Annotated in this window: 20 protein-coding genes; 7 read left to right on the plus strand and 13 right to left on the minus strand. The window is 70.1% G+C overall.

Annotation, left to right across the window (positions count from 1 at the left end; all coding sequences use genetic code 11):
* Positions 1-54: 54 nt before the first annotated feature.
* Positions 55-396 carry a single-stranded DNA-binding protein gene (locus AC1DYG_RS03150; protein WP_477638443.1) on the minus strand — a complete coding sequence of 114 codons (342 nt, stop codon included), beginning with the start codon at positions 394-396 and terminating at the stop codon, positions 55-57.
* A 177-nt stretch (positions 397-573) separates the two neighbouring features.
* Entirely contained in the window at positions 574-2,229 is a 1,656-nt protein-coding gene (locus AC1DYG_RS03155) for an HAD family acid phosphatase (protein WP_477638444.1), read from the minus strand.
* Between the two features lie 99 nt (positions 2,230-2,328).
* Here AC1DYG_RS03155 and AC1DYG_RS03160 point away from each other — a divergent pair, with 99 nt between their 5' ends.
* The 4 genes from AC1DYG_RS03160 to AC1DYG_RS03175 all read left to right on the plus strand — a co-directional run bounded on the left by AC1DYG_RS03160 (position 2,329) and on the right by AC1DYG_RS03175 (position 6,475).
* Positions 2,329-2,823: a GNAT family N-acetyltransferase gene (locus AC1DYG_RS03160; RefSeq protein WP_477638445.1), complete on the plus strand. Its 495-nt coding sequence runs from the start codon at positions 2,329-2,331 to the stop codon at positions 2,821-2,823.
* Positions 2,824-2,968: 145 nt separating this feature from the next.
* On the plus strand, positions 2,969-4,330 hold the full coding sequence (locus AC1DYG_RS03165) for a M15 family metallopeptidase (protein ID WP_477638446.1): 1,362 nt from the start codon (positions 2,969-2,971) through the stop codon (positions 4,328-4,330).
* 81 nt (positions 4,331-4,411) lie between these two features.
* Entirely contained in the window at positions 4,412-5,974 is a 1,563-nt protein-coding gene (locus tag AC1DYG_RS03170; RefSeq protein ID WP_477638447.1) for an MFS transporter, read from the plus strand.
* A gap of 141 nt (positions 5,975-6,115) precedes the next feature.
* On the plus strand, positions 6,116-6,475 hold the full coding sequence (locus AC1DYG_RS03175; RefSeq protein ID WP_179423005.1) for an RNA polymerase-binding protein RbpA: 360 nt from the start codon (positions 6,116-6,118) through the stop codon (positions 6,473-6,475).
* Between the two features lie 76 nt (positions 6,476-6,551).
* Here the strand turns inward: AC1DYG_RS03175 and AC1DYG_RS03180 are convergent, their stop codons facing one another.
* The 11 genes from AC1DYG_RS03180 to kdd form a co-directional block, all read right to left on the minus strand.
* On the minus strand, positions 6,552-7,061 hold the full coding sequence (locus tag AC1DYG_RS03180; protein ID WP_477638448.1) for an FxsA family protein: 510 nt from the start codon (positions 7,059-7,061) through the stop codon (positions 6,552-6,554).
* Positions 7,046-7,831 carry a polyprenol monophosphomannose synthase gene (locus AC1DYG_RS03185; RefSeq protein ID WP_477638449.1) on the minus strand — a complete coding sequence of 262 codons (786 nt, stop codon included), beginning with the start codon at positions 7,829-7,831 and terminating at the stop codon, positions 7,046-7,048. Before AC1DYG_RS03185 ends, AC1DYG_RS03180 begins: the two co-directional genes overlap by 16 nt.
* Positions 7,824-9,464 (minus strand): apolipoprotein N-acyltransferase, encoded by a 1,641-nt coding sequence (gene lnt / locus AC1DYG_RS03190; protein WP_477638450.1) that lies wholly within the window; start codon positions 9,462-9,464, stop codon positions 7,824-7,826. Before lnt ends, AC1DYG_RS03185 begins: the two co-directional genes overlap by 8 nt.
* A 415-nt stretch (positions 9,465-9,879) precedes the next feature.
* Positions 9,880-10,290, minus strand: coding sequence for a 3-aminobutyryl-CoA ammonia lyase (kal, locus tag AC1DYG_RS03195; protein ID WP_477638451.1), 411 nt, complete (start codon positions 10,288-10,290; stop codon positions 9,880-9,882).
* A complete protein-coding gene (gene kamE, locus AC1DYG_RS03200; protein ID WP_477638452.1) occupies positions 10,290-11,153 on the minus strand; it encodes a lysine 5,6-aminomutase subunit beta in 864 nt (287 codons plus the stop codon). Before kamE ends, kal begins: the two co-directional genes overlap by 1 nt.
* Positions 11,150-12,739, minus strand: coding sequence for a lysine 5,6-aminomutase subunit alpha (kamD, locus tag AC1DYG_RS03205; RefSeq protein ID WP_477638453.1), 1,590 nt, complete (start codon positions 12,737-12,739; stop codon positions 11,150-11,152). Before kamD ends, kamE begins: the two co-directional genes overlap by 4 nt.
* Positions 12,740-12,821: 82 nt before the next feature.
* On the minus strand, positions 12,822-14,465 hold the full coding sequence (locus AC1DYG_RS03210) for an amidohydrolase (protein WP_477638454.1): 1,644 nt from the start codon (positions 14,463-14,465) through the stop codon (positions 12,822-12,824).
* 9 nt (positions 14,466-14,474) lie between these two features.
* Entirely contained in the window at positions 14,475-15,680 is a 1,206-nt protein-coding gene (locus tag AC1DYG_RS03215) for an acetate/propionate family kinase (RefSeq protein WP_477638455.1), read from the minus strand.
* Positions 15,680-17,737 (minus strand): phosphate acetyltransferase, encoded by a 2,058-nt coding sequence (gene pta, locus AC1DYG_RS03220; RefSeq protein ID WP_477638456.1) that lies wholly within the window; start codon positions 17,735-17,737, stop codon positions 15,680-15,682. Before pta ends, AC1DYG_RS03215 begins: the two co-directional genes overlap by 1 nt.
* A 10-nt stretch (positions 17,738-17,747) precedes the next feature.
* Entirely contained in the window at positions 17,748-20,195 is a 2,448-nt protein-coding gene (locus AC1DYG_RS03225) for a phosphoketolase family protein (protein ID WP_477638457.1), read from the minus strand.
* A 53-nt stretch (positions 20,196-20,248) separates the two neighbouring features.
* Complete coding sequence (gene kdd / locus AC1DYG_RS03230) at positions 20,249-21,301, minus strand: L-erythro-3,5-diaminohexanoate dehydrogenase (RefSeq protein WP_477638458.1); 1,053 nt, start codon at positions 21,299-21,301, stop codon at positions 20,249-20,251.
* Between the two features lie 86 nt (positions 21,302-21,387).
* Between kdd and AC1DYG_RS03235 the strand changes: the two genes are divergently transcribed.
* From AC1DYG_RS03235 to ybaK, 3 genes are all read left to right on the plus strand, one after another.
* The gene (locus tag AC1DYG_RS03235; RefSeq protein ID WP_477638459.1) at positions 21,388-22,833 is read left to right on the plus strand and encodes a KamA family radical SAM protein; all 1,446 of its coding nucleotides are present in this window, start codon (positions 21,388-21,390) and stop codon (positions 22,831-22,833) included.
* A 110-nt stretch (positions 22,834-22,943) separates the two neighbouring features.
* Positions 22,944-23,555: a biotin transporter BioY gene (locus AC1DYG_RS03240; protein ID WP_477638460.1), complete on the plus strand. Its 612-nt coding sequence runs from the start codon at positions 22,944-22,946 to the stop codon at positions 23,553-23,555.
* 37 nt (positions 23,556-23,592) lie between these two features.
* Complete coding sequence (gene ybaK / locus AC1DYG_RS03245) at positions 23,593-24,084, plus strand: Cys-tRNA(Pro) deacylase (protein ID WP_477638461.1); 492 nt, start codon at positions 23,593-23,595, stop codon at positions 24,082-24,084.
* Positions 24,085-24,175: the final 91 nt, after the last annotated feature.

Genomic DNA, 24,175 nt, shown 5'->3' on the forward strand with positions numbered 1-24,175 from the left:
GTCAGGGCCTATTCGCCGCATTGCGCCCGACTCCCCGATCCCCTCCCCCGATCCCTACCCCGGTGCACGACGCATCCGGGTCAGCTGGTGCGCCTCGACCTCGTAGCGGCTCGCGGTGGCCGCCCCGGCCCGGAAGAAGCGGCGTCGCAACGCACCCGCGACCTCGACCTGGTCCCCAGCGGCCAGCCGTCGAGCAACCTGACGGGTCCGTCCCGTCCAGCAGGCCACGTCGATCGTGTCGACGGTGGCGCTCCCACGACCTCGACCCGCCGGACGCGGCACCACGAGGCGGAGCGCGGCGACGACGTCGCCACTGGGCAGCTCGCGCTCGTCCACTGCACCGCTGACCTTGCCGACGAGTCGCACCTCGTTGACCCACTCCCCTGTGTCATCCATGCGACCACGCTGCCCCGAGCCCTCCATCAGGTCGAGGGTCCAGGCCGCCGGCTGTGGACGACGGCATCGGCGGCCTGCGGGAGTGGACACGGCGGGCCGTCACCGGGCCGAAGCGGCGCGGAGCTCACCTCCGCGCCGCCTCAGATCGTGGGTGGGCGTACTGCCAGGGCGGTGGGACTAGGGCAGGTAGTACGTCGGGTTGGGCAGCTTGATCGCGCGGTCCGCGGATCCTCCGATCAGGTCGCTGTACTGGTCACCGAAGTTGGCGATGATGTCGAAGCCCTGAGCCTCCACGTGCGCTCGCGTCTGCGACTTGTACTCGATCGTCGTGCACCGAGGCGCCAGGACGCAGGTCGCGTACGACGGGATCGGCTCGGTGGACGTCCACTTCGTGTAGTAGTTGTCCGGGCTGAAACCGGTGTACCCGACCTTGGCGAGGTTGCCTAGCGTGGCGTCCCGCTGGGTCGTGTTGCGACCGGTCAGACCGACCAGGGTGCAGCCGGCCTCGGCCGCCGCGTTGGCGAAGGACACCATCCCCGGCGTGGCGGGGAAGCGCTGCGGCTGGACCCACTCCCGGTCCTGGACGGTCGGGTTGAACACGAAGTGCATGGCCGCGACCTCCATGTCGTAGGTCCACAACGTCGTGTCATCGGCATCGAGCACGATGGCCGGGTTGCGGCCCTGCTTCGTCTCGGTGCGGCACTGCTGGAGCAGCTGGCGACTGTGTCGGTCGATGAGCCGGGTGAACTCCGAGATGTAGGGCGACGAGACCTTGTTGGAGATGCCGCTGCCGGTGTCGCCGTAGTAGACCGCAATGGTCTTCTTGACCACGTCGATGTTGGGGATCGCTTCGCCACCCGCGGTCAGCCCGCTGGACCCGTCAGGTTTCATCGTGAAGCGCGTGCGCGCCAGGCGCGGCTCGCTGACACCGGGAAGGTTCGGCGAGGGCAGGTAGTAGGTGGGGTTGGGCAGCTTGAGTGACCGGTCGGCATACCCGCCCTGCAGGTCTGACCACTGGTCACCCACGTTGAGGACGATGTCGTAACCGAGGTCCTGCTCGATGTGCTTGCGCGTCCCCGCCTTGTACTCGACGGTGTTGCAGGTGGGCGCGGCCGCGCAGGTGAGGTAGCTCGGCGGAGTCGTGCCAGAGTTGTACTTGGTGAAGAACCGGTTCTCCGGGAAGGCGGTGTAGCCGACCTTGGCCAGGTTGCTGACGGTGTGCGCCTTCTGGCTGTCGCTGCGCCCGGTGAGCCCGAAGACCGTGAAGCCCATCGCCTGGGCGTCGTTGACGAAGGCCACCATCCCGGGGACCGCAGGGAATCGTTCCTCGTTGACCCACGGAGCCTGGGCGGCGGGCGTGAACACGAACTTCATGTCCCCGACCTCCATCTGGTAGGTCCAGAGGGTCGTGTCGTCGGCATCGAACACGATGGCCGGCCTCTGGTGGTGCCGTTCGGCGTCGGCCAGCAGGCGCGGCAGCGCGCGGCGTTGCGCGTCCAGGATCGAGGTCAGCTCCGAGATGTATGGCGAGCTGGTCGGGTTGGCTGCGCCGGTGCCGGACGGGTCGCCGTAGTAGGCGTAGATGGTCTTCTTGACCGAGTCGATGTTGGGGATGCCCTCTCCTCCGGCGGTCAGCCCGCTCGAGCCGTCGGCCTGCATGGTGAAGTGCGTGCGCGGGGCCAGCCGGCTGTCCGTCCCGTGGGCTGTGGCCGAGCCTGCGCCCGCGAGGGTGGCAGCGGCGAGGGCCAGCACTGCCACCCCTGCCGTCACCGCCGTCCTCCGGACCTGGGTGGCGATGGGGCCACCCCTTCTGCTGTGGACGGGAATGGCCATGGACGCACGCTCCTGGAGATGGGGGTGGTGACTGCGGGAGGTTACGTAACCCCTGACCTCGGCGGAAGTGACAACTGTCATGGGTGGCAGACTCTGCCCATGGCGGCTCCGGAAGTGCTGCGCCCGATGGCCGACAGCGACGTGCCCGACGTGCTCCAGCTCAACGCAGACCACGTCGAGCTCCTCTCGCCCCTCGCCGCGGCTCGTCTCGGCGAACTGCGCCGGTGGGCCTCGCGCGCGGACGTGATCGTGTGCGACGGGCAGACGGCCGGCTTCGTCCTCGTCTTCGGACCGGGCACCGACTACGACTCCGCGAACTACCGCTGGTTCGGCGAGCGCTACGGGGACGCGTTCGAGTACCTCGACCGGATCGTCATCGACGACCGCTTCCGGCGTCGCGGACTGGCGACGGCGGTCTACGACGCGGTCGAGGATGCTGCCCGAGTCCGGGGGCGACTCGTCCTCGAGGTCAACATCGATCCCCCGAACCTTCCCTCCCTGGAGTTCCACCGGCGCCGGGGCTATCGCGAGGTCGCCCAGCTGGGCGATCCGGGTCATCGGGTCAGCCTGATGACCCAGGTGCTCTCGCACTAAAGGACGAGAGAAAACGTGACCTATCGCGGTTATGGTGCGTTGAGGAGTTCAGAGCTGCCCTGAGGGTGGCAGGAGAGGGAGTTGGCTTACCGTGCTTGGGCTCGCAGGAAGAGCTGGCGTAGCCGCAGGCGCCCTGACCGCCGCGGTGCTGGCAGGGTGGACACCGGCCTACGCCAGCAGCACGGCCCCACCCGCACCATCGGCCACTTCGTCCACACCCGCCACCTCGTCGACGCCCGCTCCTTCGACCACGTCGAGCAAGGCTTCTACCTCACCAACCGACCCGAGCGACGGCCTGTCCGGGCACCCGACGGACGGCCTGACAGCGGGCAGCGGGACGGTCACTGCGGGAGCGACGGCGACCCCCGGCGCTGGCGGCGAGGCAACGCTCAGCCCCGCTGAGCTGGCCGCGCAGATCGCCGCTGCCGATGCGCTCACGAGGGATCTCACCGCCTCGAACGCCGGCATCGCGGCCGCCGCGACCAAGCTCGACAGGCTCGCCCTCGAAGCCAACACCCTCCTGCAGGAGTATGCCGCGGCACGCGACGCGGAGCGCGCAGCGCGCGAGGAGGCCAACCGCAACGTGCTCCTCTACCAGCAGCTCAGCACCCGCCTGGGCGAGGACCGGCGGGCCCTGGGCCAGTGGGCCTACCTCGCCTACGCCGGAACGGGCGGCACCATCAGCGACATGGGCACCCTCCTCGACTCCCTCGCGAAGTCGGCGAGTGAGGCGAGCGACACCGCCGCCCAGCTGTCCTACCTCACCGACCAGCGCACCGGGCAGATCGAACGAGTCCAGAACCAGACCCAGCTCCAGCGCACCATCGCGATCAAGGCAGTCGAAGCCAGCACCAGGGCCACGGAGGCTGCGACCCAGGCGGCGGACGCCAAGGCGAAGCTCGACGTGGTCGTCCAGGAGCAGAAGGCCCAGCTGGACGCGACCAGGCAGCTGCACGCCGAGCAGGTCGTCAAGGCTGGTCCGGTGGCCGGTCTGCTCCTCGGCAGCGGCAACGCCGCCGCGCTGGAGGCGTCCAGGCGACTGCGCGCTGCGCTCGTCGTGCCGGGCGTACTGGCCGACGGGTCGGTCAAGGCCTGCAGCACCAACGAGACCGAGTACCCCAATGGCAAGATCCCGGTCGCCGGTCTGTGTCCGCTGGTCGGCGCGGCTGGGCAGAGCCTTCGCCCGGGCGCTGCCGCGGCCTTCAACGCGATGAGTCTCGCGTACGAGAAGGACACGGGCTCCCCCATCTGCGTCACCGACTCCTACCGCTCGTACGCCGAGCAGATCGCGGTGAAGGAGGTCAAGGGCAAGTGGGCTGCCACCCCAGGGCGCAGCGAGCACGGCATGGGGCGGGCCGTGGACCTCTGCGGTGGCATCAACAGCTTCGGCACGCCCGCGCACCTGTGGATGAAGCAGAACGCGCCCCTCTACGGGTGGTTCCATCCGGACTGGGCCGAACCCACCGGTGGGCTGCCCGAGCCGTGGCACTGGGAGTATGCCGGCTAGTCACCGCGAGGCCCCGACTCGCCATCGCTCTTGGGTAGGAATACCCATCTGCACGACTGCTCGTTATGCCACCCTTCACGCATGACAACAGAGGCGGCCGCGGCCCAGTCGACGTGGGCTGAGCACGAGCACTACAAGAAGCCCTGGTACTGGTACGACTGGGCGAACTCCGCCTTCGTCACGACCGTCGGCACGGTTCTCTTCGCGCCCTACCTCACGACGGTCGCCAAGGAGGCGGCCTGTCCCGGACTCGACGACGACGCGAGCTGCCACGTCGACCTGCACGTCGTCCCGGGTGCGGCCGACCTCCCGAGCGGGGTCTGGCAGGTCGCGCTGGCACTCACGCTCCTCGGCCTTGCCGCGCTGGTGTTCACCGTCGTCCAGATGGTCCGCAACAAGCCGGCGCTGATGCCGACGGCCATCCCGCTGGCGGTCGCCGCCGTGGGTGCCCTCGTGCTCGTCCTGACTGCTCCGCTGGACCCTGGGTCGGTCGCGTCCTACACGGTGACCCTGGCGACCATCATCTCGGCGGTACTGCTGGTCTTCGTGGGAGCGATCGCCGACCGCACCCCGCGCCCGGCCAGACTGCTCGGTGGCTTCGCCTGGGCGGGTGCCGTGGCCGCGTCCCTGCTGTTCTTCCTGCACGGGTCCAACTGGCGCTTCGGTGCGCTGATGATGATCCTGGCCACCATTGCCCTCGGTTCGTCCCTGGTCGTCTACGACGCCATCCTGTGCCGGATCGCCTCCCCCGACGATCGCGACGCCGTGTCGTCGCGCGGCTGGGCGCTGGGCTATCTCGGCGGTGGGCTGCTGCTCGCGGTCAACCTGGTCATCGTCTCCAAGCCCGACCTCATCGGCGTCGACAAGGGCATGGCGGTGCGGATCAGCATGCTGTCGGCGGGGCTGTGGTGGGGGCTGTTCACCCTCATTCCCGTGCGTGGCCTGTGGGACCTGCGCGGTGGGGAGATCGCCCGCGTCGACCAGCCCTCCTCCGGCATCGTGCGCGGCAGCTACGCCCAGCTCGGTCACACCTTCCGCGACCTGCGGACCTACCCGCACACCCTGATGTTCCTGTTGGCCTACCTGTTCTTCAACGACGGGATCCAGACCGTCATCTCCTCGAGCAGCCTCTACGGCGCCGAGGAGCTCAAGTTCGCCCAGGAACAGCTGATCGCGTTGATCCTGCTGGTGCAGTTCGTGGCGTTCGGCGGGGCGCTTCTCTTCGGCCGGTTCGCCCGCAGCTACGGGGCGTGGCGCACGATCCTCGGGTCGCTGGTGGCCTGGGCAGGCATCGTCATCGCGGCCTTCTTCGTCCCGGAGAAGGCGTTCATCCCGTTCATCGCCCTCGGCGTCCTCATCGGAATCGTCCTGGGTGGTAGCCAGGCGCTGAGCCGGTCGCTGTTCAGCCAGCTCGTGCCCAAGAGCCGGGAGGCCGAGTTCTTCGCCTTCTACCAGGCCATGGAGCGTGGCACGTCGTGGTTCGGCACGCTGCTCTTCGGCCTGGTTCACCAGCTGACTGACTCCTACCGGCCCGCGATCGTCGCGTTGATCGTCTTCTTCGTCCTTGGCTTCGTGCTCCTGCGCTGGGTCAATGTGCGCCAGGGGATCCTCGACGCGGGCAATGAGGTCCCCGCGATCGTCTGAGTGTGATTTGCGTCACAACTGCCAACGAAACGGACGTCTCCAACGTCGGAACATTGCACGGGTCTACGGCGTTATGCCGAGTGAATCCCCGAGCCCCCACCCGAGCGGGCAGGGTACCAAGCACGTTGGGAGAACCCCGTCATGGCAGAGCGCACCCTCCGGGGCAGCCGAATGGTTTCGCACAGTCTCGAGACAGACGACCACGTCGTCCCGAGCGAGCGACAGATCACGTCCTACGTGTGCCCACTGGGCCACCGGACCGAGCTGCCCTTCTCGATCGAGGCGGAGATCCCGTCGACCTGGGAATGTCGTTGCGGCGAGGAGGCCCGTCTCGTCGACGGCCCCGAGCCCGAGGTCAAGCAGGTCAAGCACGTCCGCACCCACTGGGACATGTTGCTGGAGCGTCGGTCCATCCCTGAGCTCGAGGAGCTCCTCGAGGAGCGTCTGGTGCTCCTGCGCGAGTCACGCGGCGAGAAGCCGCGCCGCAAGCGCACCGCCTGAGCCGCAGAACCACGAAGGCCGCGKCCCGATCATGGGACGCGGCCTTCGTCGCGCCCGGTATGCCGCGTGGTGAGGGCTAGAGCACCTCGCCCTCGATGACGTCCGGCCCGCTGGGTGGCTGTCCCCCAGCGCCACCGGAAGCCCCAGGGCCACGCCCGCCGAAGACGCCCCCGAGGAGCCTCTTGGCGACCACGGCCTCGAGCAGGTTCCGGGCGATGGGCCGCGTGAACGGCAGGATGAAGAAGAACCCGACGAGGTCGGTGAGGAACCCCGGGGTGAGCAGCAGGGTCCCGCCCACGAGGACGAGCGCCGCGTCCGCGAGCTGCCGGCTGGGCATCTGCCCCGTGGTGAGAGCCGTGGTCAGCGCCCTCCAGGCGCGAGCCCCTTCGCGTCGGACCAGCCAAGCGCCCAGGGCCGACTCGACCAGCAGCAGGACGAGGGTCTGCCAGCCACCGATGACTTTGCCGACCGCGACGATGGCCGCGATCTCCAGGACCGGGACGACGAGCAGGAGCACGAAGGCAACGGCCAGCCAGCGCGGCCGCCGTCGCCGCGCATAGGGCGTGCGTCCTACAGCCGGTGCCACGTGGGTTCCCTGCGGCCGAGCCGTCGCACCTGCTCGGCTCGGTGCGCCAGTCCCCAGGACGTGATCCGGTGCAGGGACTCGCGCATGATGTCACCGCTCATCTTGGAGTCACCAATCTCACGCTCGACGAAGGTGATCGGCACCTCGACGACGCGCAGCCCGAGCCGGACGGCCCGCTGCGTGAGGTCCACCTGGAAGCAGTAGCCCTGCGACGCCACGTGGTCCAGCCCGATGGCCTGCAGGGCGCTGGCGCGGTAGACGCGGTAGCCGGCGGTGGCGTCGTGGACCGGCATACCCAGCAGGGCCCGGGTGTAGATGTTCGCGCCGACGCTGAGCGCCTTGCGGTGCAGCGGCCAGTTGACCACGCTGCCACCACGCACCCACCGCGCGCCGATCACCAGATCTGCGTCGGTGAGGGCCGCCAGCAGAGCGGGCAGCTGCTCGGGCTGGTGCGAGCCGTCGGCATCCATCTCGACGATCGCGCCGTAGCCCTGTTCCAGGGCCCAGGCGAAGCCTGCCAGGTAGGCATTGCCGAGCCCCTGCTTGCCGGGTCGGTGGAGGACGTGGACCTGCGGGTCCGCTGCGACGATCTCGTCCGCGACCTGGCCCGTACCGTCGGGAGAGTTGTCGTCGAGCACGAGGACGTCTGCAGTCGGAACTGCGGCCCGCACACGCTCGACGATGCGCGGCAGGTTCTCGCGTTCGTTGTACGTCGGGATGCACACGAGCACCCGGTCGATCTGGTCAGACAACACGATCTCGTCAGACAACGACAGGATCCCTTCGTGGTTGTGCCGGTGCGGTGGGCCCGTCCGTGGCGCGATCGACCCTAGCGGTCCGACGCCGCAGCCACAGACCGAGCGCCAGAAGTGTGACGAACGCCAGCCCCGCGGCATACTCCGGCAGCGGTCCCAGGCGATCGGACACGGTGACCTCGGTGCGCACCACCGGCGACCCGTATCGGGCCGCTGGCGTGAACAACGTCGTCTTGTCGACGTACGTTCCGTCGGGGTTGATGAACCCGCTGACGCCGACGGTGGAGACGTGCACGACGGAGCGGCCGTGCTCGATGGCGCGGATCCGGCTAATCGCGAACTGTTGCTCGGACTCTGCGGTGTAGCCGAACGTCGCGTTGTTGGTCTGCACGGCGAGGATGCTCGCGTCCCGACCGGGCTGCAGGGTCGAGTCGCGCATCAACCCGTCGTAGGCCACCTCGAAGCAGATGGTGGGGATGATCCAGTAGGACCGCTCCCCCACCACCGGCACCTCGAAGCCGCCCGCCTTGTTGCCCTTGGTGAAGTCCCGGGTGACGAGGTCGACCTTGTCGGAGAAGTTGCGGAAGAAGTCGCGGTAGGGGATGTACTCCGCGAACGGAACAGGGTGTTGCTTGACGTACCGCTCCGGGTCCGGGTCGCCGGGGCGGTAGAACAGGCTGGCGTTGGAGATGTAGGGGTCGGGGCCGTTGAGGACCGCGCCGACGAGGATCGGCGCCTTGACGGTCTCGACGGCGAGTCGGATGTCGGCGGCCGCGTCTGCGTTCTCGAACGGGTCGATGTCAGAGGAGTTCTCCGGCCACAGGACCAGGCTCGGCGCCGGATGTCCCGTGGCGACTGCCCCGAGGGTGCCCTGGACGTGGTTGTCGAGGACCTTGCGGCGTTCGGCGTTGAAGTCCAGGCCCGGCTTGGGCACGTTGCCCTGGACGAACAGCACAGACACCTTCCGCCCGTCCGTGGGGGGTGTCGTCGCGACGGCGAGCGCGAGTGGCGCGAGCGCCACGAGCGCGAGGCCCACGACAAGAGGCCGGTATGCCGCGGGCTGTGCCCGGCGGGGTCGGCCCAGCCGGTGGGTGAGCTCGCGGGCCGCCAGGTGCAGCAGGACGCCCAGGGTGGCCACGGCGAAGGTGAGACCGGGGGCCCCTGCGTACCTCGCCAACGGCGCCAACGGGCCGTCGGCCTGGCTGAAGGCGAGCCGCGCCCACGGGAAGCCGCCGAAGGGCGTCGTCCCGCGTGCCCACTCCTGCAGCACCCAGGCCAGGGGAACGGCGGCATACGCGAGAGGGCGGAGCCTGGAGACGAGCAGGGGACGCTGCGCCGCGGCCGTCATCGCGCACATGGCTGCGATGTAGAGGGCCTCCAGCGTGGCCAGGGCGATCCACGGGAGGTTGCCGACGTAGACGCCCGTCCACGACAGCGTGGGGAGGAAGAAGCCCAGGCCGTGGGCCAGCCCCAGCACCAGGGCCAGTCGCCATCGGGCGCCGAGCACCGCCGCGGACAGCAGTCCGACGCCGACGGGGGCGAGCCACCAGAGATCGTGCTCGGGGAAGGCGTACGACGTGAGCAGGCCGGAACCCAGAGCGGCGAGGAGTCGCGCTCCCCCGCGGAGGCTGATGGTCGGCTTCGGCACGGGACCACGGTAGGACACGGAACGGCCCGCACTGCCGTTGGGACCAGCAAGGGGTCGACTGGGTGCCGACATTCTGCTGTTGTCTACTAAGCGCGCGGGCCGAGCCGCCGTCCACCACCGCCGAGAGGCGGGGCACCAGTTCGGTCATACGTCACTGCTGGCAAGCGGTGGCTGCGCGCGCTAGCCACCGGGCAATGCGTACGTCTCCGGTCTGGATTCCCCCTGGTCGACGGTCTTGCGGTGATACAACCGTGGGCAAACTTACCCCCGACGCGAGGGCTGTCAACCCCGCGCTCACCGGTGTGAGACGCCGTTTGGGCCGGTTGCGTGCTCATGCCAAATCCGTTGTGCTGCAAGGCAACATCGGGCAATCGGCGAACGGTCGGCGTGTCGCGCGCGACACGCCGAAGGCGCGTCAGGCGGTCGATGCCGGAGGCGGAACCACGACGACCCCACAGGCCGTGGTGGCCACCACTGGCGGGTCCAGCAGGTCGGCCGCGGACTCGCCGCGTTCCGGGGCGCCCCGGCCGACGACGCGCACCTCGAACTCCATCTCTCGGCTGCGCGTGCCGGCCCGAACCAGCCGGGCCTCGATCTCGATGACGTCGCCCGCCCGGACCGGCGCCCTGAACTGCACGTCGGAGTACGACGCGAACAGCCCTTCGTCGCCGTCCGTCCGGATGCACATCTCGGTGGCGACGTCGCCGAACGCAGCCAGCGAGTAGGCACCGTCGACGAGGTTGCCGGCGTAGTGCGCGTGGCTATAGGGGACGTAGCGCCGGTGGGTGACAGTGAGGCCGACGGTCGCTCCGGTGGGGGCGGTCATCACTTCTCCTTCGGGCTGGGGTTCTGACGGGAGGGCGCGGGGGCCAGGGCGTGGACGAGGTAGCTGGCGACCTCGCCGGGGGTGGTGCCGCGGCCGAAGATGCGGTCCACCCCCAGCTTGGGAGCCGAGCCCTCCTCGAACCGGGGGCCACCGACGACGAGCAAAGGGACCTGACCGGCAGGGTAGGCCTCACGGAAGGCGGCGCTCATCGTCGTCGTGTTGTGGATGTGGGCGTCGCGCTGGGTGACGACCTGGCTGACCATGACGGCGTCGGCCTTCTCGGCCCTGGCGCGGGCAACGAGCTCGGGGACGAGGACCTGGGCGCCGAGGTTCACGACCTTGATCTCGCGGTAGTACTCCAGGCCCTTCTCCCCCGCGAAGCCCTTGATGTTGAGGATCGCGTCGATCCCGACCGTGTGGGCGTCGGTGCCGATGCAGGCGCCGACCACGACAAGCTTGCGTCGCAGCCGGGACTTGACCGCCTTGTTGACCTCGGTGGGGCTCAGCAGGGGGAACTCGCGTTCGACGACGACCACGTCGCGCAGGTCGACGAGGTGGGTGGCGCTGCCGTAGACCACGAAGAAGGTGAAGTCCGGACCCATCGGCTTGGCGTGGACGAGCAGGGCCGGCTCGAGACCCATCTTGGCCGCGAGCTGGAGCGCGGCGCCCTCGGCCCGCTTGTCGTGCGGGACGGGCAGCGTGAACGACACCTGCACCATGCCATCGCCGGTGGTGTCGCCGTAGGGCCGCACGATGTCGGGGGTCTTGCGCGCTGCCTTGGCCCCCTTGGTGGCGGCCTTGGCGGGCATGGGGTCGAGCGGCATCGCCTTGTCCGTCGTCCGGGGGTCCTGGGCCGGGGTCATCGCGTCTCCCCCGTCTCGAGGAGGGTCGTGGCGGGGTTGTCGTAGCCGTCGGCACGGACCACCACGCCGTCGAGGCCCTTGCCGGCGTTGGCGGGGCGCTTCATCAGGCCGAACGTGCCGTCCGCGATGGCCTCGAGCAGCGGGGCCTTGCCGGGCTCCTCGGTGATGGCGGTGAGCAGGTCGATGGCCTCGCCCAGCACCTCTCTGGCCCGCGTCTGGATGAACCCGTCGCGGGGCGGGTGGAAGTCCTCGGTGAGACCGCCGGCTGCGTTGAGCACGTAGCGGACGTTCTGCAGGGCGAGGTCGCGGTCGGACAGGAATGGCGTGACCACGGCCTCGGTCATCATGCCGACGAGCAGGATGCCCTGGCCGGTCATCGCCCCGACCAGGTTGAAGAACCCGTCCAAGAGGTAGCCGCGGAACACGTCGCCGGTCATGTGCTTGGTCGGCGGCATCCACTTCAGCGGAGCGTCGGGGAAGAGCTGGCGGGCAAGCAGCGCGTGCGCGAGCTCCAACCGGAACGAGTCGGGGATCTCGGGGTTGATCTCGAACGCGTGGCCCAGGCCGAGCTGCCAGTCCTCGAGACCGGCCTCCTTGGCGAAGTACTCGTTGAGCAGCTGGCTCACGGTGACCGTGTGCGCGGCCTCGACGGCGTCGGCGGTGGTGAGGTAGTTGTCCTCGCCGGTGTTGATGATGATCCCGGCGCGGGCGTGGATCTGCCGACTGAAGCGCTGGTCGACGAAGGTGCGGATCGGGTTGATGTCGCGGAAGAGGATCCCGTACATCGAGTCGTTGAGCATCATGTCGAGCCGCTCGAGCCCGGCCAAGGTCGCGATCTCGGGCATGCAGAGGCCGGACGCATAGTTCGTCAGCCGGATGTAGCGACCGAGCTCCTTGGAGGTCTCGTCGAGGGCCGCCCGCATGAGCCGGAAGTTCTCCTGGGTGGCGTACGTGCCGGCATACCCCTCGCGCGTGGCGCCCTCGGGGACGTAGTCGAGCAACGACTGCCCCGTGGAGCGGATCACGGCGATGATGTCGGCGCCCTCGCGGGCGGCGTTCTGCGCCTGCGGGATGTCTTCGTAGATGTCGCCGGTGGCGACGATCAGGTAGATCCACGGGCGCTGCTCCGGGTCGCCGTGCCGCTTGATGAGGCGGTCGCGGTTGGCACGTTGCTTGTCGATGGCGCGGATGCCGCGGCTCACCTCGCGGCGCGCGTCCTTGGCTGCAGCGGTGACCGCCTTGCCCTCGGGGAGCCGGAACTGGACCGAGCCGCTGGCGGCCTTCTGGGCCAGGGTGAGCAGGTCGGGAGCCTCTCCCCTGCGCAGCGCATCGAAGACGGGGCTGGTGATGCCGTGCTCGAGCCCGACCTCCGCCCGGACCGCGTCGACGAGGTGGTTGACCCATGGCACCCGCTCGTGGTCGGCGCCGGCCAGGCCGGCGAGGCGCAGGGTGGCGCGTTCGACGCTGACGGTCGTGTGGCTCTGGGCCAGGGTGACGACGGGTCGGCCGGCCTTGCGAGCCAGGGTGCGGGCCCGGCGGACGTCAGCCGGGTCGAGGTCGAGGAGGGGTTTCACACGCGAAGACACGCGGCAAATCTAGCAGCGTGAGAGAGAATTTCCGGCCCATGCCCTCCCGTGCCGCAAATCCTCCCTTCGCGCCCGCCGAGGATCACGGGCCGAGCGCACCCGAGTCGAAGACCGTCCGGCCGCGCACCACGGTGCGCTGGCACGTCGGCGAGGGGCTGCCCTGTGAGAGGTCGGGCAGGCCGGGCGTCCCGGATCGCGGGTCGGTGGACCAGGTCTGGATGCGGTCGTCGGGGGCCTGCACCACGAGGTCGCCCACCTCCCACACGGCGAAGCTCGCGGGCAGACCCAGGTCGAGGTAGCCCCGGTCGTCGTAACCGGCCGCTCGCCAGCCACCGCGCGTGTGCGCCAGGAACGCCGAGCGGGCGGACACCCGTTGGCTCTCGTCGTGGTGGTTCACGGCGGCCCGCACCGCCTCCCACGGGGCGAACGGGGTCACCGGCGAGTCCGAGCCCAGGGCGACGATCATCCCGGCAGCCATCATCGATGCGATCGGGTTCATCGGGGCCGAGTCGCCGCCCCGGCGCCCGTGGACGCGGTCGGCGCCCAGCCGGGCGGCATACATGCCCTGGTCTCCGCCCCAGAAGGCGTCGAAGGCGGGCTGGACGCTCGCACTGACGCCGAGCCTGACGAGGCGCTCGATGCCGTCCCGCGAGATCATCTCGAGGTGCTCGAGCCGGTGCCGGGACCTGGTCACGACGGGCGCCCCCACGAGCTCGGCAGCGGCCTCGAAGCCCGCGATCGCGGTGTCGACGCCAGCGTCGCCGATGACGTGGAACCCGGCCTGGACGCCCGCGAGTGAGCAGGCCGCGACATGGTCGCGCACCTGCTCGACGGTGAGGTAGGCGTTGCCGGTGTGACCGGAGGCATCGGAGTAGTCCGCGCGGAGGTGGGCGGTCCGTGACCCGATCGAGCCGTCGATGTTGAGGTCGCCGGCCAGACCCCGGGCGCCGCGCAGGGTGGCGACGTCGCGAGCCTGCGCCTCGTCGGCCACGAGCTGGGCCCAGTAGCCGATGGTCTGAGGACCGTCACCGCGCTCCCCCGCCGCGAGGACCTCGGCGAAGTCGTCGGTGCCCGAGAGGGTGCGCCCGCCGTTCTCGTGGACCAGTCCGATTCCGGCGGCTGCTGCGGCCTGGAGCGCGAGGTCGATGTCGGCCCGTCGCTGCGCCGGGGTGACCGCGCCGTTGAAGGCCTCCCGGGCTGCGTGGTGGGCGTCCTTGGTGACCAGGCCGTCACCCTCCCAGCCGGGCAGCTCGCGGGCACCGGAGGCAGCGGCAAGGGCGGAGGAGATGACGGCGGAGTGGCCGTCGACCCGCGTTGAGTAGACGACTCCGCCGTAGGTCGCGCGGTCCAGCTCTGCGCCGGTGTGCGCACGACGCTCCGCCCAGCCGCCCTCGTCCCAGTTGGGGGCGTAGACGGGGCGGCCCTGGTTGGCGCGCGCGGCGTCCTCGATGCGACTGAGAGCCTGGACCACCGAGCGCGTGGCGCCGAGGTCGACCCCGCGCAGACCGGCCCCGGTCTGGGACGTGTGGGCGTGGGCATCGACGAACGCCGGGGTCATCAGCGCACCGTCGAGCTCCACCACCTCGTCGACGGCGTCGACGTGCACGGCAGCCGCGTCGTCCCCGCCGATCCACGCGATCGTGCCCGTCGCGTCGTCGACCACCATCGCGTTGGCGAAGGGGTCGATGGGGGTGTAGACGAAGCCGCCGCGGTACAGGGTGGTCACGCCAGCACCCTAGACGGGACGGTCCTGCCCCAGGACGGCGAGGCAGGCGCGGGCGATCTCCAGCTCCTCGTTGGTCGGGACCACGTAGGCCGCGATGCGGCTGCGGGCCGTCGTGACCAGCCGGGTGGGCTCCCCCGCGACGTTCGCCAGCGCGTCGACCTCGACCCCGAGGACCTCGAGCCCGGTGAGCACGGCGTGCCGCACCTCCGCGCTGTTCTCACCGATGCCACCGGTGAAGGCGATGGCGTCGACGTGGCCGAGCGCCACGGCATACCCACCGATGTACTTGCGCAGCCGGTAGACCATCACGTCGAAAGCCAGGTCGGCGTCCGCGTCGCCAGCGGCACGCCGCTGTTCGAGCTCGCGCACGTCGGAGATGCCGGCCAGCCCCAGCAGGCCACTTCCCTTGTTGAGCGCCTCGTCGTATGCCGTGGAGTCAAGGTCCGCGACGCGCTCCAGATAGGCGCCGAGCGCCGGGTCGACGTCCCCCGAGCGAGTGCCCATCACCAGGCCTTCCAGAGGCGAGAGACCCATCGAGGTGTCGATGCTGCGCCCACCCTGCACCGCGCAGGCGCTGGCGCCGTTGCCGAGGTGGAGCACGATCACGGTGCAGTCGGCGGGGCTGCGCCCCAGGAGCTCCGCCGTCCTCCGGGAGACGTAGCGGTGGGACGTGCCGTGGAAGCCGTAGCGCCGCACGTGGTGGCGCTCGCGCCACTCCGCGGGCACGGCATACGTGTAGGCCTGCGCGGGAAGGGTCTGGTGGAAGGCGGTGTCGAAGACGGCAACCTGCGGCACGTGGGGGAAGGAGGCCCGGGCGCTGAGGATGCCTTCGAGGTTCGCCGGGTTGTGGAGGGGTGCCAGCGGCACGAGCTCGCGGATGGCTTCGATGACCTCGTCGTCGACGGCCACCGGCTCGGTGAACCGTGGGCCGCCGTGCACGACCCGGTGCCCCACGGCGAAGAGCCCCACCTCATCGAGGTCCGGTCCGTGCTCGCGCAGCGCCGCTCGGGCCGCGTCGAGGGCGGCCCGATGGTCGCTGCAGGTGACGTCCCGCTCGTGGGTCGCATCGCCGGTGGTGTGCTTGAGACGTCCTGGTCCCCCGATCTTCTCGACCAGCCCTGAGGCCGCGGTCACCCCTGTGTCGGCATCTAGCACCTGGTACTTCAGCGACGAAGACCCGGAGTTGACGACCAGGACCGGGCGCGACGTCGGCATCAGGCGCCGGCCTGGATCGCCGTGATGGCGATCGTGTTGACGATGTCGCGCACCAGCGCTCCGCGGGACAGATCGTTGACCGGTCGGTTGAGGCCCTGGAGGACCGGACCGATGGCGACCGCCGAGGCGCTGCGCTGGACGGCCTTGTAGGTGTTGTTGCCGGTGTTGAGGTCGGGGAACACCAAGACCGTCGCGCGCCCCGCCACCGGGCTGTCCTTGAGCTTCGTCGCCGCGACGTGGGGGTCGACCGCCGCGTCGTACTGGATGGGACCCTCGACGAGCAGCTCGGGAGCGCGCTGGTGGACCAACGCGGTGGCCGCGCGGACCTTGTCGACATCCGCGCCCGTCCCCGACTCACCCGTGGAGTAGGACAGCATCGCCACCTTGGGCTCGATGCCGAACCGCTGCGCCGTGCGGGCCGAAGAGATGGCGATGTCAGCGAGCTGCTCGGCGGTCGGGTCGGGGTTGACGGCGCAGTCGCCGTAGACCAGCACGCGGTCGGCCAGGCACATCAGGAAGACGCTCGAGACCACGGACACGTCGGGCGCGGTCCGGACGATCTCGAGTGCCGGTCGGATCGTGTGTGCCGTGGTCGTGATGCACCCTGAGACCATTCCGTCTGCCAGCCCCTGGTGCACCATCATCGTGCCGAAGTAGGACGGGTCGACGACCCGGTCGCGGGCCTGGTCGAGGGTGACCCCCTTGTGGGCCCGGAGCCCTGTGTAGTCCGCTGCGAATCCTTCGCGCAGGGAGCTGGTGGACGGGTCGATGATCGCCGCCCCGGAGATGTCCGCACCCAGGCGGGCGGCGTTGGCGCGGATCGTCACCTCGTCGCCGAGGAGGGTCAGCTTCGCGATGCCTCGTGCCAGGACGGTGTCGGCCGCGAGCAGGATCCGGTCCTCGGCGCCTTCGGGGAGCACGATGTGGGCGGCAGCCGCCCGAGCGTCGTCGACCAGCCGGTGCTCGAACATCAACGGGGTGACGGCACCCTCCCCCGTCGTCGCGACCGGCCCGAGCAAGGCCTCGGCGTCGAGTCCGCGCTCGACCATGGCCACAGTCGCCTCCAGCTTGCGAGTGGACCCCGGGGTCAGGCGGCCGCGCGCCGCGCCCAGCCGCGTCGCCGTCGTCATGGTGCCGCTGTCGGTCGCGATGATGGGCAGGACGACGTCGAGGCCCTCGATGAGCCGCTGGACCTGCGGCGAGAGCGGGAACCCACCGTTGAGGACGATCCCCGACAGCGTCGGGAAGGTCTTGGACCGGTGCGCGAGCAGGACACCCAGGACCACGTCCTCACGGTCGCCGGGCACGATCACGACGCCACCCTCGATGAGCCGGTCCAGGACGTGGGGCATGGTCATGGCCGCGACCACCAGGCCCATGCACTCGCGGTCGAGCCACCCGGCCTCGCCGTGGACGAGCCGGCCCGAGCACGCGTCGACCAGGTCCTTGACCGTCGGGGCCCGAAGCAGTGGCGTCTCCGGGAGCGCCTGCACGGGGAGCCCGACCCGGTCGGCCACGGCTGTCGTGGTGGCCGCCAGGAGCTCACGTGCCACCTGGTTGGCCACCACACCCGTCACGTGGGCGTGGGCCTCCCGCGCCGCCGCCACCGCCATCTCGGCGGTGGTGGCCACCTCCACGGGGTCGTGCCCCTGTGCCGGAACGACCAGGAGCAGCCGGGAGCCGAGGTTGGCGGCCACCGCGGCGTTGACCGAGAACTCCGTCGGCGCCGCGACGTCGGTGAAGTCGGATCCCACGACGAGGACGACGTCGTGGTGGCGCGCGATGTCATGGAAGCGGTCGACGATCACGCCCATGGCCCGCTCGGGCGAAGCATGCAGGTCGTCGTAGGTCACGCCGCACGCCTGCTCTGCCGAGAGGTCGCCGGGCAGCTGGGACAACAGCGTCAGGACCAGCTCGTCCGCACCCCCGGCGCGGACGATGGGGCGGAACACGCCCACCCGGCCCGCGCGCCGGCTCAGCTGGTGCAGCAGTCCGACCGCCACCGCCGACTTGCCGGACCGGGCTTCGGTGCCGGCGATGTAGATGCTGGTGGTCACGGGGTCGAAACTACCGGCCCGACTCGTCCGGCGCGCTGGGGTGGACAGGTCCCCTCCAGGTCCAGTCCGCGATGTCCGGCATGTCCTCGAGGTGCTCCTCGATGTAGGGCCGGTGCTCGGCGAGCCGGCGCTCGCAGAGCTCGGTGAGGGCGTCCCACCCGGCCACCCGGCGGTCAGCGCGGCGCAGCACCTCCTGGGCGAGGTGGAACCTGCTCATCCGGTTGAGCACGACCATGTCGAACGGCGTCGTGGTCGTGCCCTGCTCGTTGAACCCGCGGACGTGGAAGCGCCCCGGGTCGCTGCGCCCGTGGATGAGCTGGTGCACGGCACGCGGGTAGCCGTGGAATGCGAACACGACGTCTTTGTCGGCCGTGAAGAGGTCGTCGAACGCGCTGTCGGCGAAGCCGTGGGGGTGGTCGTTCTCGGGAAGCAGGGCCATCAGGTCGACGACGTTGACGAAGCGCACCCTGAGGTCTGGCACGTGCTCGGCCAGCAGCTCGGCGGCGGCGAGCGCCTCCTGGGTCGGGACGTCGCCGGCACAGGCGAGCACGATGTCGGGCTCGTCGTCTCGCCCGCACGTGCTGGCCCACTCCCAGACGCCGGCGCCCGCCGCGCAGTGGGCGTGGGCCTCCTCGAGCGAGAGGTACTGCAGGTGCTTCTGCTTGTCCACGACGATGAGGTTGACGTAGTTGGTGCTGCGCAGGCAGTGGTCGGTGACGGACAGCGTCGTGTTGGCGTCCGGGGGCAGCCAGACCCGCACGACCTCCGGCGACAACGGGATGAGGCAGTCGATCAGGCCAGGTCCCTGGTGGGAGAACCCGTTGTGGTCGTTGCGCCAGCACGTCGAGGTGAGCAGCACGTTGAGCGACGACACGTCGGCCCGCCAGGGCAGCTCCTGCGCGTGCTGCAGCCACTTGACGTGCTGCACGGCCATCGACGCCGACACCATCGCGAAGGCCTCGTAGGTTGCGAACATCCCGTGCCGGCCGCTCAGCACGTATCCCTCGAGCCAGCCCTGGCACAGGTGTTCGCTCAGCACCTCCATCACCCGGCCGTCCGGCCCGAGGTGGTCGTCGGTCTCGCGCAGCTGTCCCATGAAGCAGCGATCCGTCACCTCGAACACCGGTTGCAGGCGGTTGCTCGCCGTCTCGTCCGGCGAGAACAGCCGGAAGGTGCCGCCTCCGTCGGGTTGGGTCGTCGCGGCATACAGGTCGCGCATGAGGCGACCCGACGTGATGGTGTTCTCCACCGAGTCCTGTCCGCGCGTGGTGGGCGTGATGGGGACTTCGTACTCCGTCAGGTCCTGCGCTGGAAGCTCCGTGCGCAGCCGTCCACCGTTCGCGTAGGGCGTCGCCGACATGCGCTTGTCCCCTCGGGGCGCGAGCTCCCGCAGCTCGGGCACGAGCCGACCATCGGCGTCGAACAGCTCGTCGGGGCGGTAGCTGCGCAGCCACTCCTCGAGCAGGCGCAGGTGTTCGGGGTCCTCGGCGAGGCCGGCCAGCGGCACCTGGTGGGACAGGTTGGTCCCCTGCACCTGCACGCCGTCGACGATGTCGGGGCCGGTCCAGCCCTTGGGGGTGCGCAGCACGATGGCGGGCCACGGGTGCCGCACCGGCTCGGCCGGCCCCTCGCCGTTGCGTGCGGTGGCCTGGATGGCCAGGATCCGGTCGTGAGCTGCCGCCAACGCCGTACGGAAGGCAGGAAACACCTTCTCTGGGTCGTCGCCACTGACCGTGACCGGGTCCCAGCCCTGGCTTCGCAAGTAAGCCTCCACGTCCGCGTCGGACGTGCGTCCCAAAACGGTGGGCCCTGCGATCTTGTAGCCGTTGACGTGCAGGATCGGCAGCACCGCGCCATCACGACGCGGGTTCAGGAAGTTGGGCAGCCGCCACGACGCGGCCAGCGGGCCGGTCTCGGCCTCCCCGTCGCCGACGACGCACGCCACCACCAGCTCCGGGTGGTCGAACGCCGCGCCCGCCGCGTGCACCAGCGCGTATCCGAGCTCGCCCCCCTCATGGATCGAGCCGGGGGTCTGGACGCTGACGTGGCTCGGCACGCCGCCGGGAGCGGAGAACTGGCGGAAGAGCTGGAGGACGCCAGCCCCATCCTCGCCGACCTGCGGGTAGATCTCGCTGTACGTGCCTTCGAGCCACGCGGCCGCCACGAGGGCGGGGCCACCGTGGCCGGGGCCGGTGACATAGAGCCAGTCCGAGTCGGTCGCCCGGATTCGCCGGTTCAAGAGGGCGTAGATCATCGACAGGCCGGGACTGGTCCCCCAGTGACCGAGCAGGCGGGGCTTGGTGTGCGCCACCGTCAGGGCCTCCCGCAGCAGCGGGTTGTCCCTCAGGTAGATCTGCCCGACCGTCAGGTAGTTGGCCGCAGCCCACCAGCGCAGGTCCAGCGCGAGGTCCTCCGGGGCGTAGGACACGGTCTCCGGCACGGCGGACGTCTGCGGCATGCGCCCACGACACCACGGTTCGACACCCGAGCGGAAGGCCTTTGGTCCCGTGGCTACTCCGCGAGGCGACCTTCGAACAGACTCCTCACCGCGGTGTTGCCGCGGATCAGGTCGAGGGCGTATGCCGCGTGGCCGGGGACGTAGCCGTTGCCCACCAGCATTCGCACGTCGGCGGCCACGCCCTCGGCGCCGAGTGCCGCCGACGCGAAGTGGGTGGCCATGGAGAAGAAGATGATGGTGCCGCCCTGTGCGGTCGACAGGATGGCGGGCTGTTCGCATCCGGGGACGTCGACACAGACCACGGTGATGTCGGCTGGCCCCCCGGCGGCAACGACGGCTTCGGACAGCCCGAGCGGGCTGCGGGCGTCGGCGATGACCACCTCGTCCGCCAGTCCGGAGCCCGACAGCAGGTCGGCCTCCCTGTCGAAGGGCACCACGGCGATCCGGCGGCCGGCACCCGCCTGCGCCGCCGCGGCGAGGGACAACGAGCCGGACTTTCCGGCCCCGCCGAGCACGCACACGGTGGGGCTGACGCCGCGCGCGGCATACTCCCCCACCACGCGCGCCACGAGCGCTGGTGCGCCGCACACGTCCATCACCATGAGGGCGAGGTCGGGGCTGAGGTCGTCGGGCAACCTGGCCGCGATCGAGCGGCCGAAGAGGATGGCGTGCCCCTGGGCAGGCACCCGCTCGGAACGGCCGTCCCAGCCGGCCAGCTCGTCGGTGATGACCAGCGGCGTGAGCGACAGGGAGACGAGCGTGGCGACATGGTCGCCGACGGACAGACCCAGGGTGGACTGCGGTCCGACCTCCTCGACGGTGCCGATGAGCATGCCGCCGGAGCCGGTGACGGGGTTCTGCATCTTGCCGCGGGTGGAGACGATGTCGAGCACCTCGGCGCGCACTGCCTCGCCGTCGCCGGCGTGCTTCTCGGTCAGCTGACGGTAGGACGCCGCGTCGAGGTTGAGGGTCTCGATGCTGATGCGGACCTCGTCCGGCCACAGGTCGGGCGAGGCGTCGAGCCGCTGGGCCGCCTGGGGCAGCGAGGTGCCTGCGGGCTCGAGGACGCGGTGCAGACCCACCGGTGAAGAGGGGGTGCGAGACACAGAATCTCCCATCAATTGCGACACGGGGCGCAAATCTTGCGGTCGTATGTCGATTTCATCGGAACCTGTCCCGTATCCTGCCACGTATGAGCACCGCGATCGAGCAGCCCTACGTCTACCGCCACCGCGAGCTGGTGGAGCCCGACTGGACCCGTTTCGCGGGGTGGCGCGACGTCACTGCCGAGGACTGGGCCAGCGCGCAGTGGCAGCGAGCGCACTGCGTCAAGAACATCAAGCAGCTGCGCGAGCTGATGGGCGACCTGCTGACCGACGCCTTCTATGCCGACCTCGAGCGTGACCAGGCCGAGCGCGCCACGATGTCGATGCTCGTCCCACCGCAGATGATGAACACGATGGTCAGCGAGATGACCTGGACCGACGGGCGGATGCCCGCGGCCGGTGCCGAGTTCACCCGCGCCTTCTACGCCGACCCGATCCGGCGCTACATGCTCCCGGTGTTCTCTGACCGCCGCACCGACTGGCCGTCCCACCCGCACGCGACCCGCGACAGCCTGCACGAGCACGACATGTGGGTCGCCGAGGGCCTCACCCACCGCTACCCCACCAAGGTCCTCGCCGAGCTGCTCCCGACGTGTCCGCAGTACTGCGGACACTGCACGCGGATGGACCTCGTCGGAAACTCGACGGCCGTCATCGACAAGCTCAAGCTCACCGGCAAGCCGGTCGACCGCTACGCGGCGATGCTCGCCTACCTGCAGCAGACGCCTCAGGTGCGTGACGTCGTCGTCTCGGGTGGCGACGTCGCCAACATGCCGTGGAAGAACCTCGAGGGCTTCATCGACAAGCTGCTCGACGTCGAGAACATTCGTGACATCCGGCTGGCGACCAAGGCGCTCATGGGCCTGCCCCAGCACTGGCTGCAGCCCGACGTCGTCGACGGTGTCGCCCGCGTGTCTGCCAAGGCCCGCTCGCGCGGCGTCTCCCTGGCGATCCACACCCACGTCAACAACGCCCAGTCCGTGACGCCTCTGGTCGCCGACGCCTCCAAGGCGATGTTGGAGGCCGGCGTGCGGGACGTGCGCAACCAGGGCGTTCTGATGCGTGGCATCAACGACTCGGTGGAGCAGCTGCTCGACCTCTGCTTCGCCCTCCAGGACGACGCCATGATCACGCCGTACTACTTCTACATGTGCGACATGATCCCGTTCTCCGAGCACTGGCGCCTCTCGCTTGCCGAGGCGCAGCACCTGCAGCACTCGATGATGGGCTACCTGCCCGGGTTCGCCACGCCGCGCATCGTCTGCGACGTCCCGTTCGTGGGCAAGCGCTGGGTGCACCAGGTCGACAGCTACGACACCGAGCGCGGCATGTCGTTCTGGCGCAAGAACTACCGCACCTCGATCGAGAACGCCGACACCGACGCCCTGTCGCGCGACTACGTCTACTACGACCCGATCTACACCCTCCCCGAGACAGGTCAGCAGTGGTGGCGCGAGGAGGGCGACCACGAGGCCGCCCACGCGGTCGCCGTCGAGCGCGCCGCGGCCAGCCGCGAGGCCTCACTCGTCTGAGTGCACGTCGCGCCGGCGCCGGTGTGACGTGCGGGTGTGACGTGCCGGTGTGATGTTCCCGACGTGAGGGCCTGTCATGCCGCCCGGCGGGCCTTCGCTAGGTTGCTCCCGTGACTGCTATCGCCCTCCCCCGCAAACGCGTTCTGGCCGACTACGTCCCCGCCGTGGTGGGCGTCCCCGCCTGGGTCGGTTCACGCGCCCGTGACCTCGTGCTCATCGCGGCCGGTGCCGGATTCATCGGCCTGTTGTCCCAGTGGCACGTCCCGCTCCCGGGCACCCCGGTTCCACTCACCCTCGGTACGTTCGCCGTCCTGCTGACGGGGGCCTCGCTGGGCGGCCTGCGGGGCCTGCTCAGCGTCGGCACCTACCTGGTCGCCGGTGGTCTGGGCGTGAACTGGTTCGCTGACCACAAGGAAGGCTGGGGCGGTGCGACGTTCGGCTACGTCATCGGCTTCGTCCTCGCGGGCGCGCTCGTCGGCTGGCTCGCCGAGCGCGGCGGGGACCGCACGGTCGCCAAGACGGCGATCACCATGGTGCTCGGCAACCTCGTGATCTACGCCGTCGGCGTGTCGTGGCTGATGAGCTCCACCGGGATGGACCTCGAGGCCGGCCTGGCGGCGGGCTTCACCCCCTTCCTGATCGGCGATGCCATCAAGGTCGCGGCCGCGGCCGGCCTCTTCCCCGCCGCCTGGGCGCTCGTCCAGCGCGTCGAGAAGCGCTGACCGACCTACTCGCGCGGCACGGCATACCGACACCCGCATGGGCAAGCGTCGCGAAGCCAGCGCAGGCACCCCAGCCACCACGGCGCTGACCCGTCTCGGGTTGGCCTTCGAGGTGCACCCTTACGACCACGACCCGGCAGCGGCCTCCTACGGACTGGAGGCCGCTGCCGCGCTGTCGGTGCCGCCGGGAGAGGTCTTCAAAACCCTCCTGGTCGACTCCGAGCGCGGACTGGCCGTCGGGGTGGTGCCGGTCGACCGGCAGCTCGACCTCAAGGCCATCGCGGCCGCGCTGGGCCTCAAGAAGGTCACGATGGCCCAGCCCGCAGACGCCGAGCGGTCGAGCGGTTACGTCGTCGGCGGGATCTCCCCCATCGGGCAGAAGAAGGCACTGCCGACTGTCGTCGACGAGTCGGCGCTGGCGTTGCACCGGGTCTATGTCTCGGGAGGCCGTCGCGGCCTCGACCTGTCCCTCACCCCTGTCGACCTGGTCACCGCCACGAGGGCCAAAGTCGCGCGGATCGCGCGCTGACGTACTGATCGCAGCCCGGATCTCCAGCCGAACGGCCGACTCCGCCAAACGTGGTGTGCGTCGGTCTCCAGGCCGATCTACCGTGGGATGA

The sequence above is a fragment of the Pedococcus sp. P1_H8 genome (assembly GCF_056405175.1).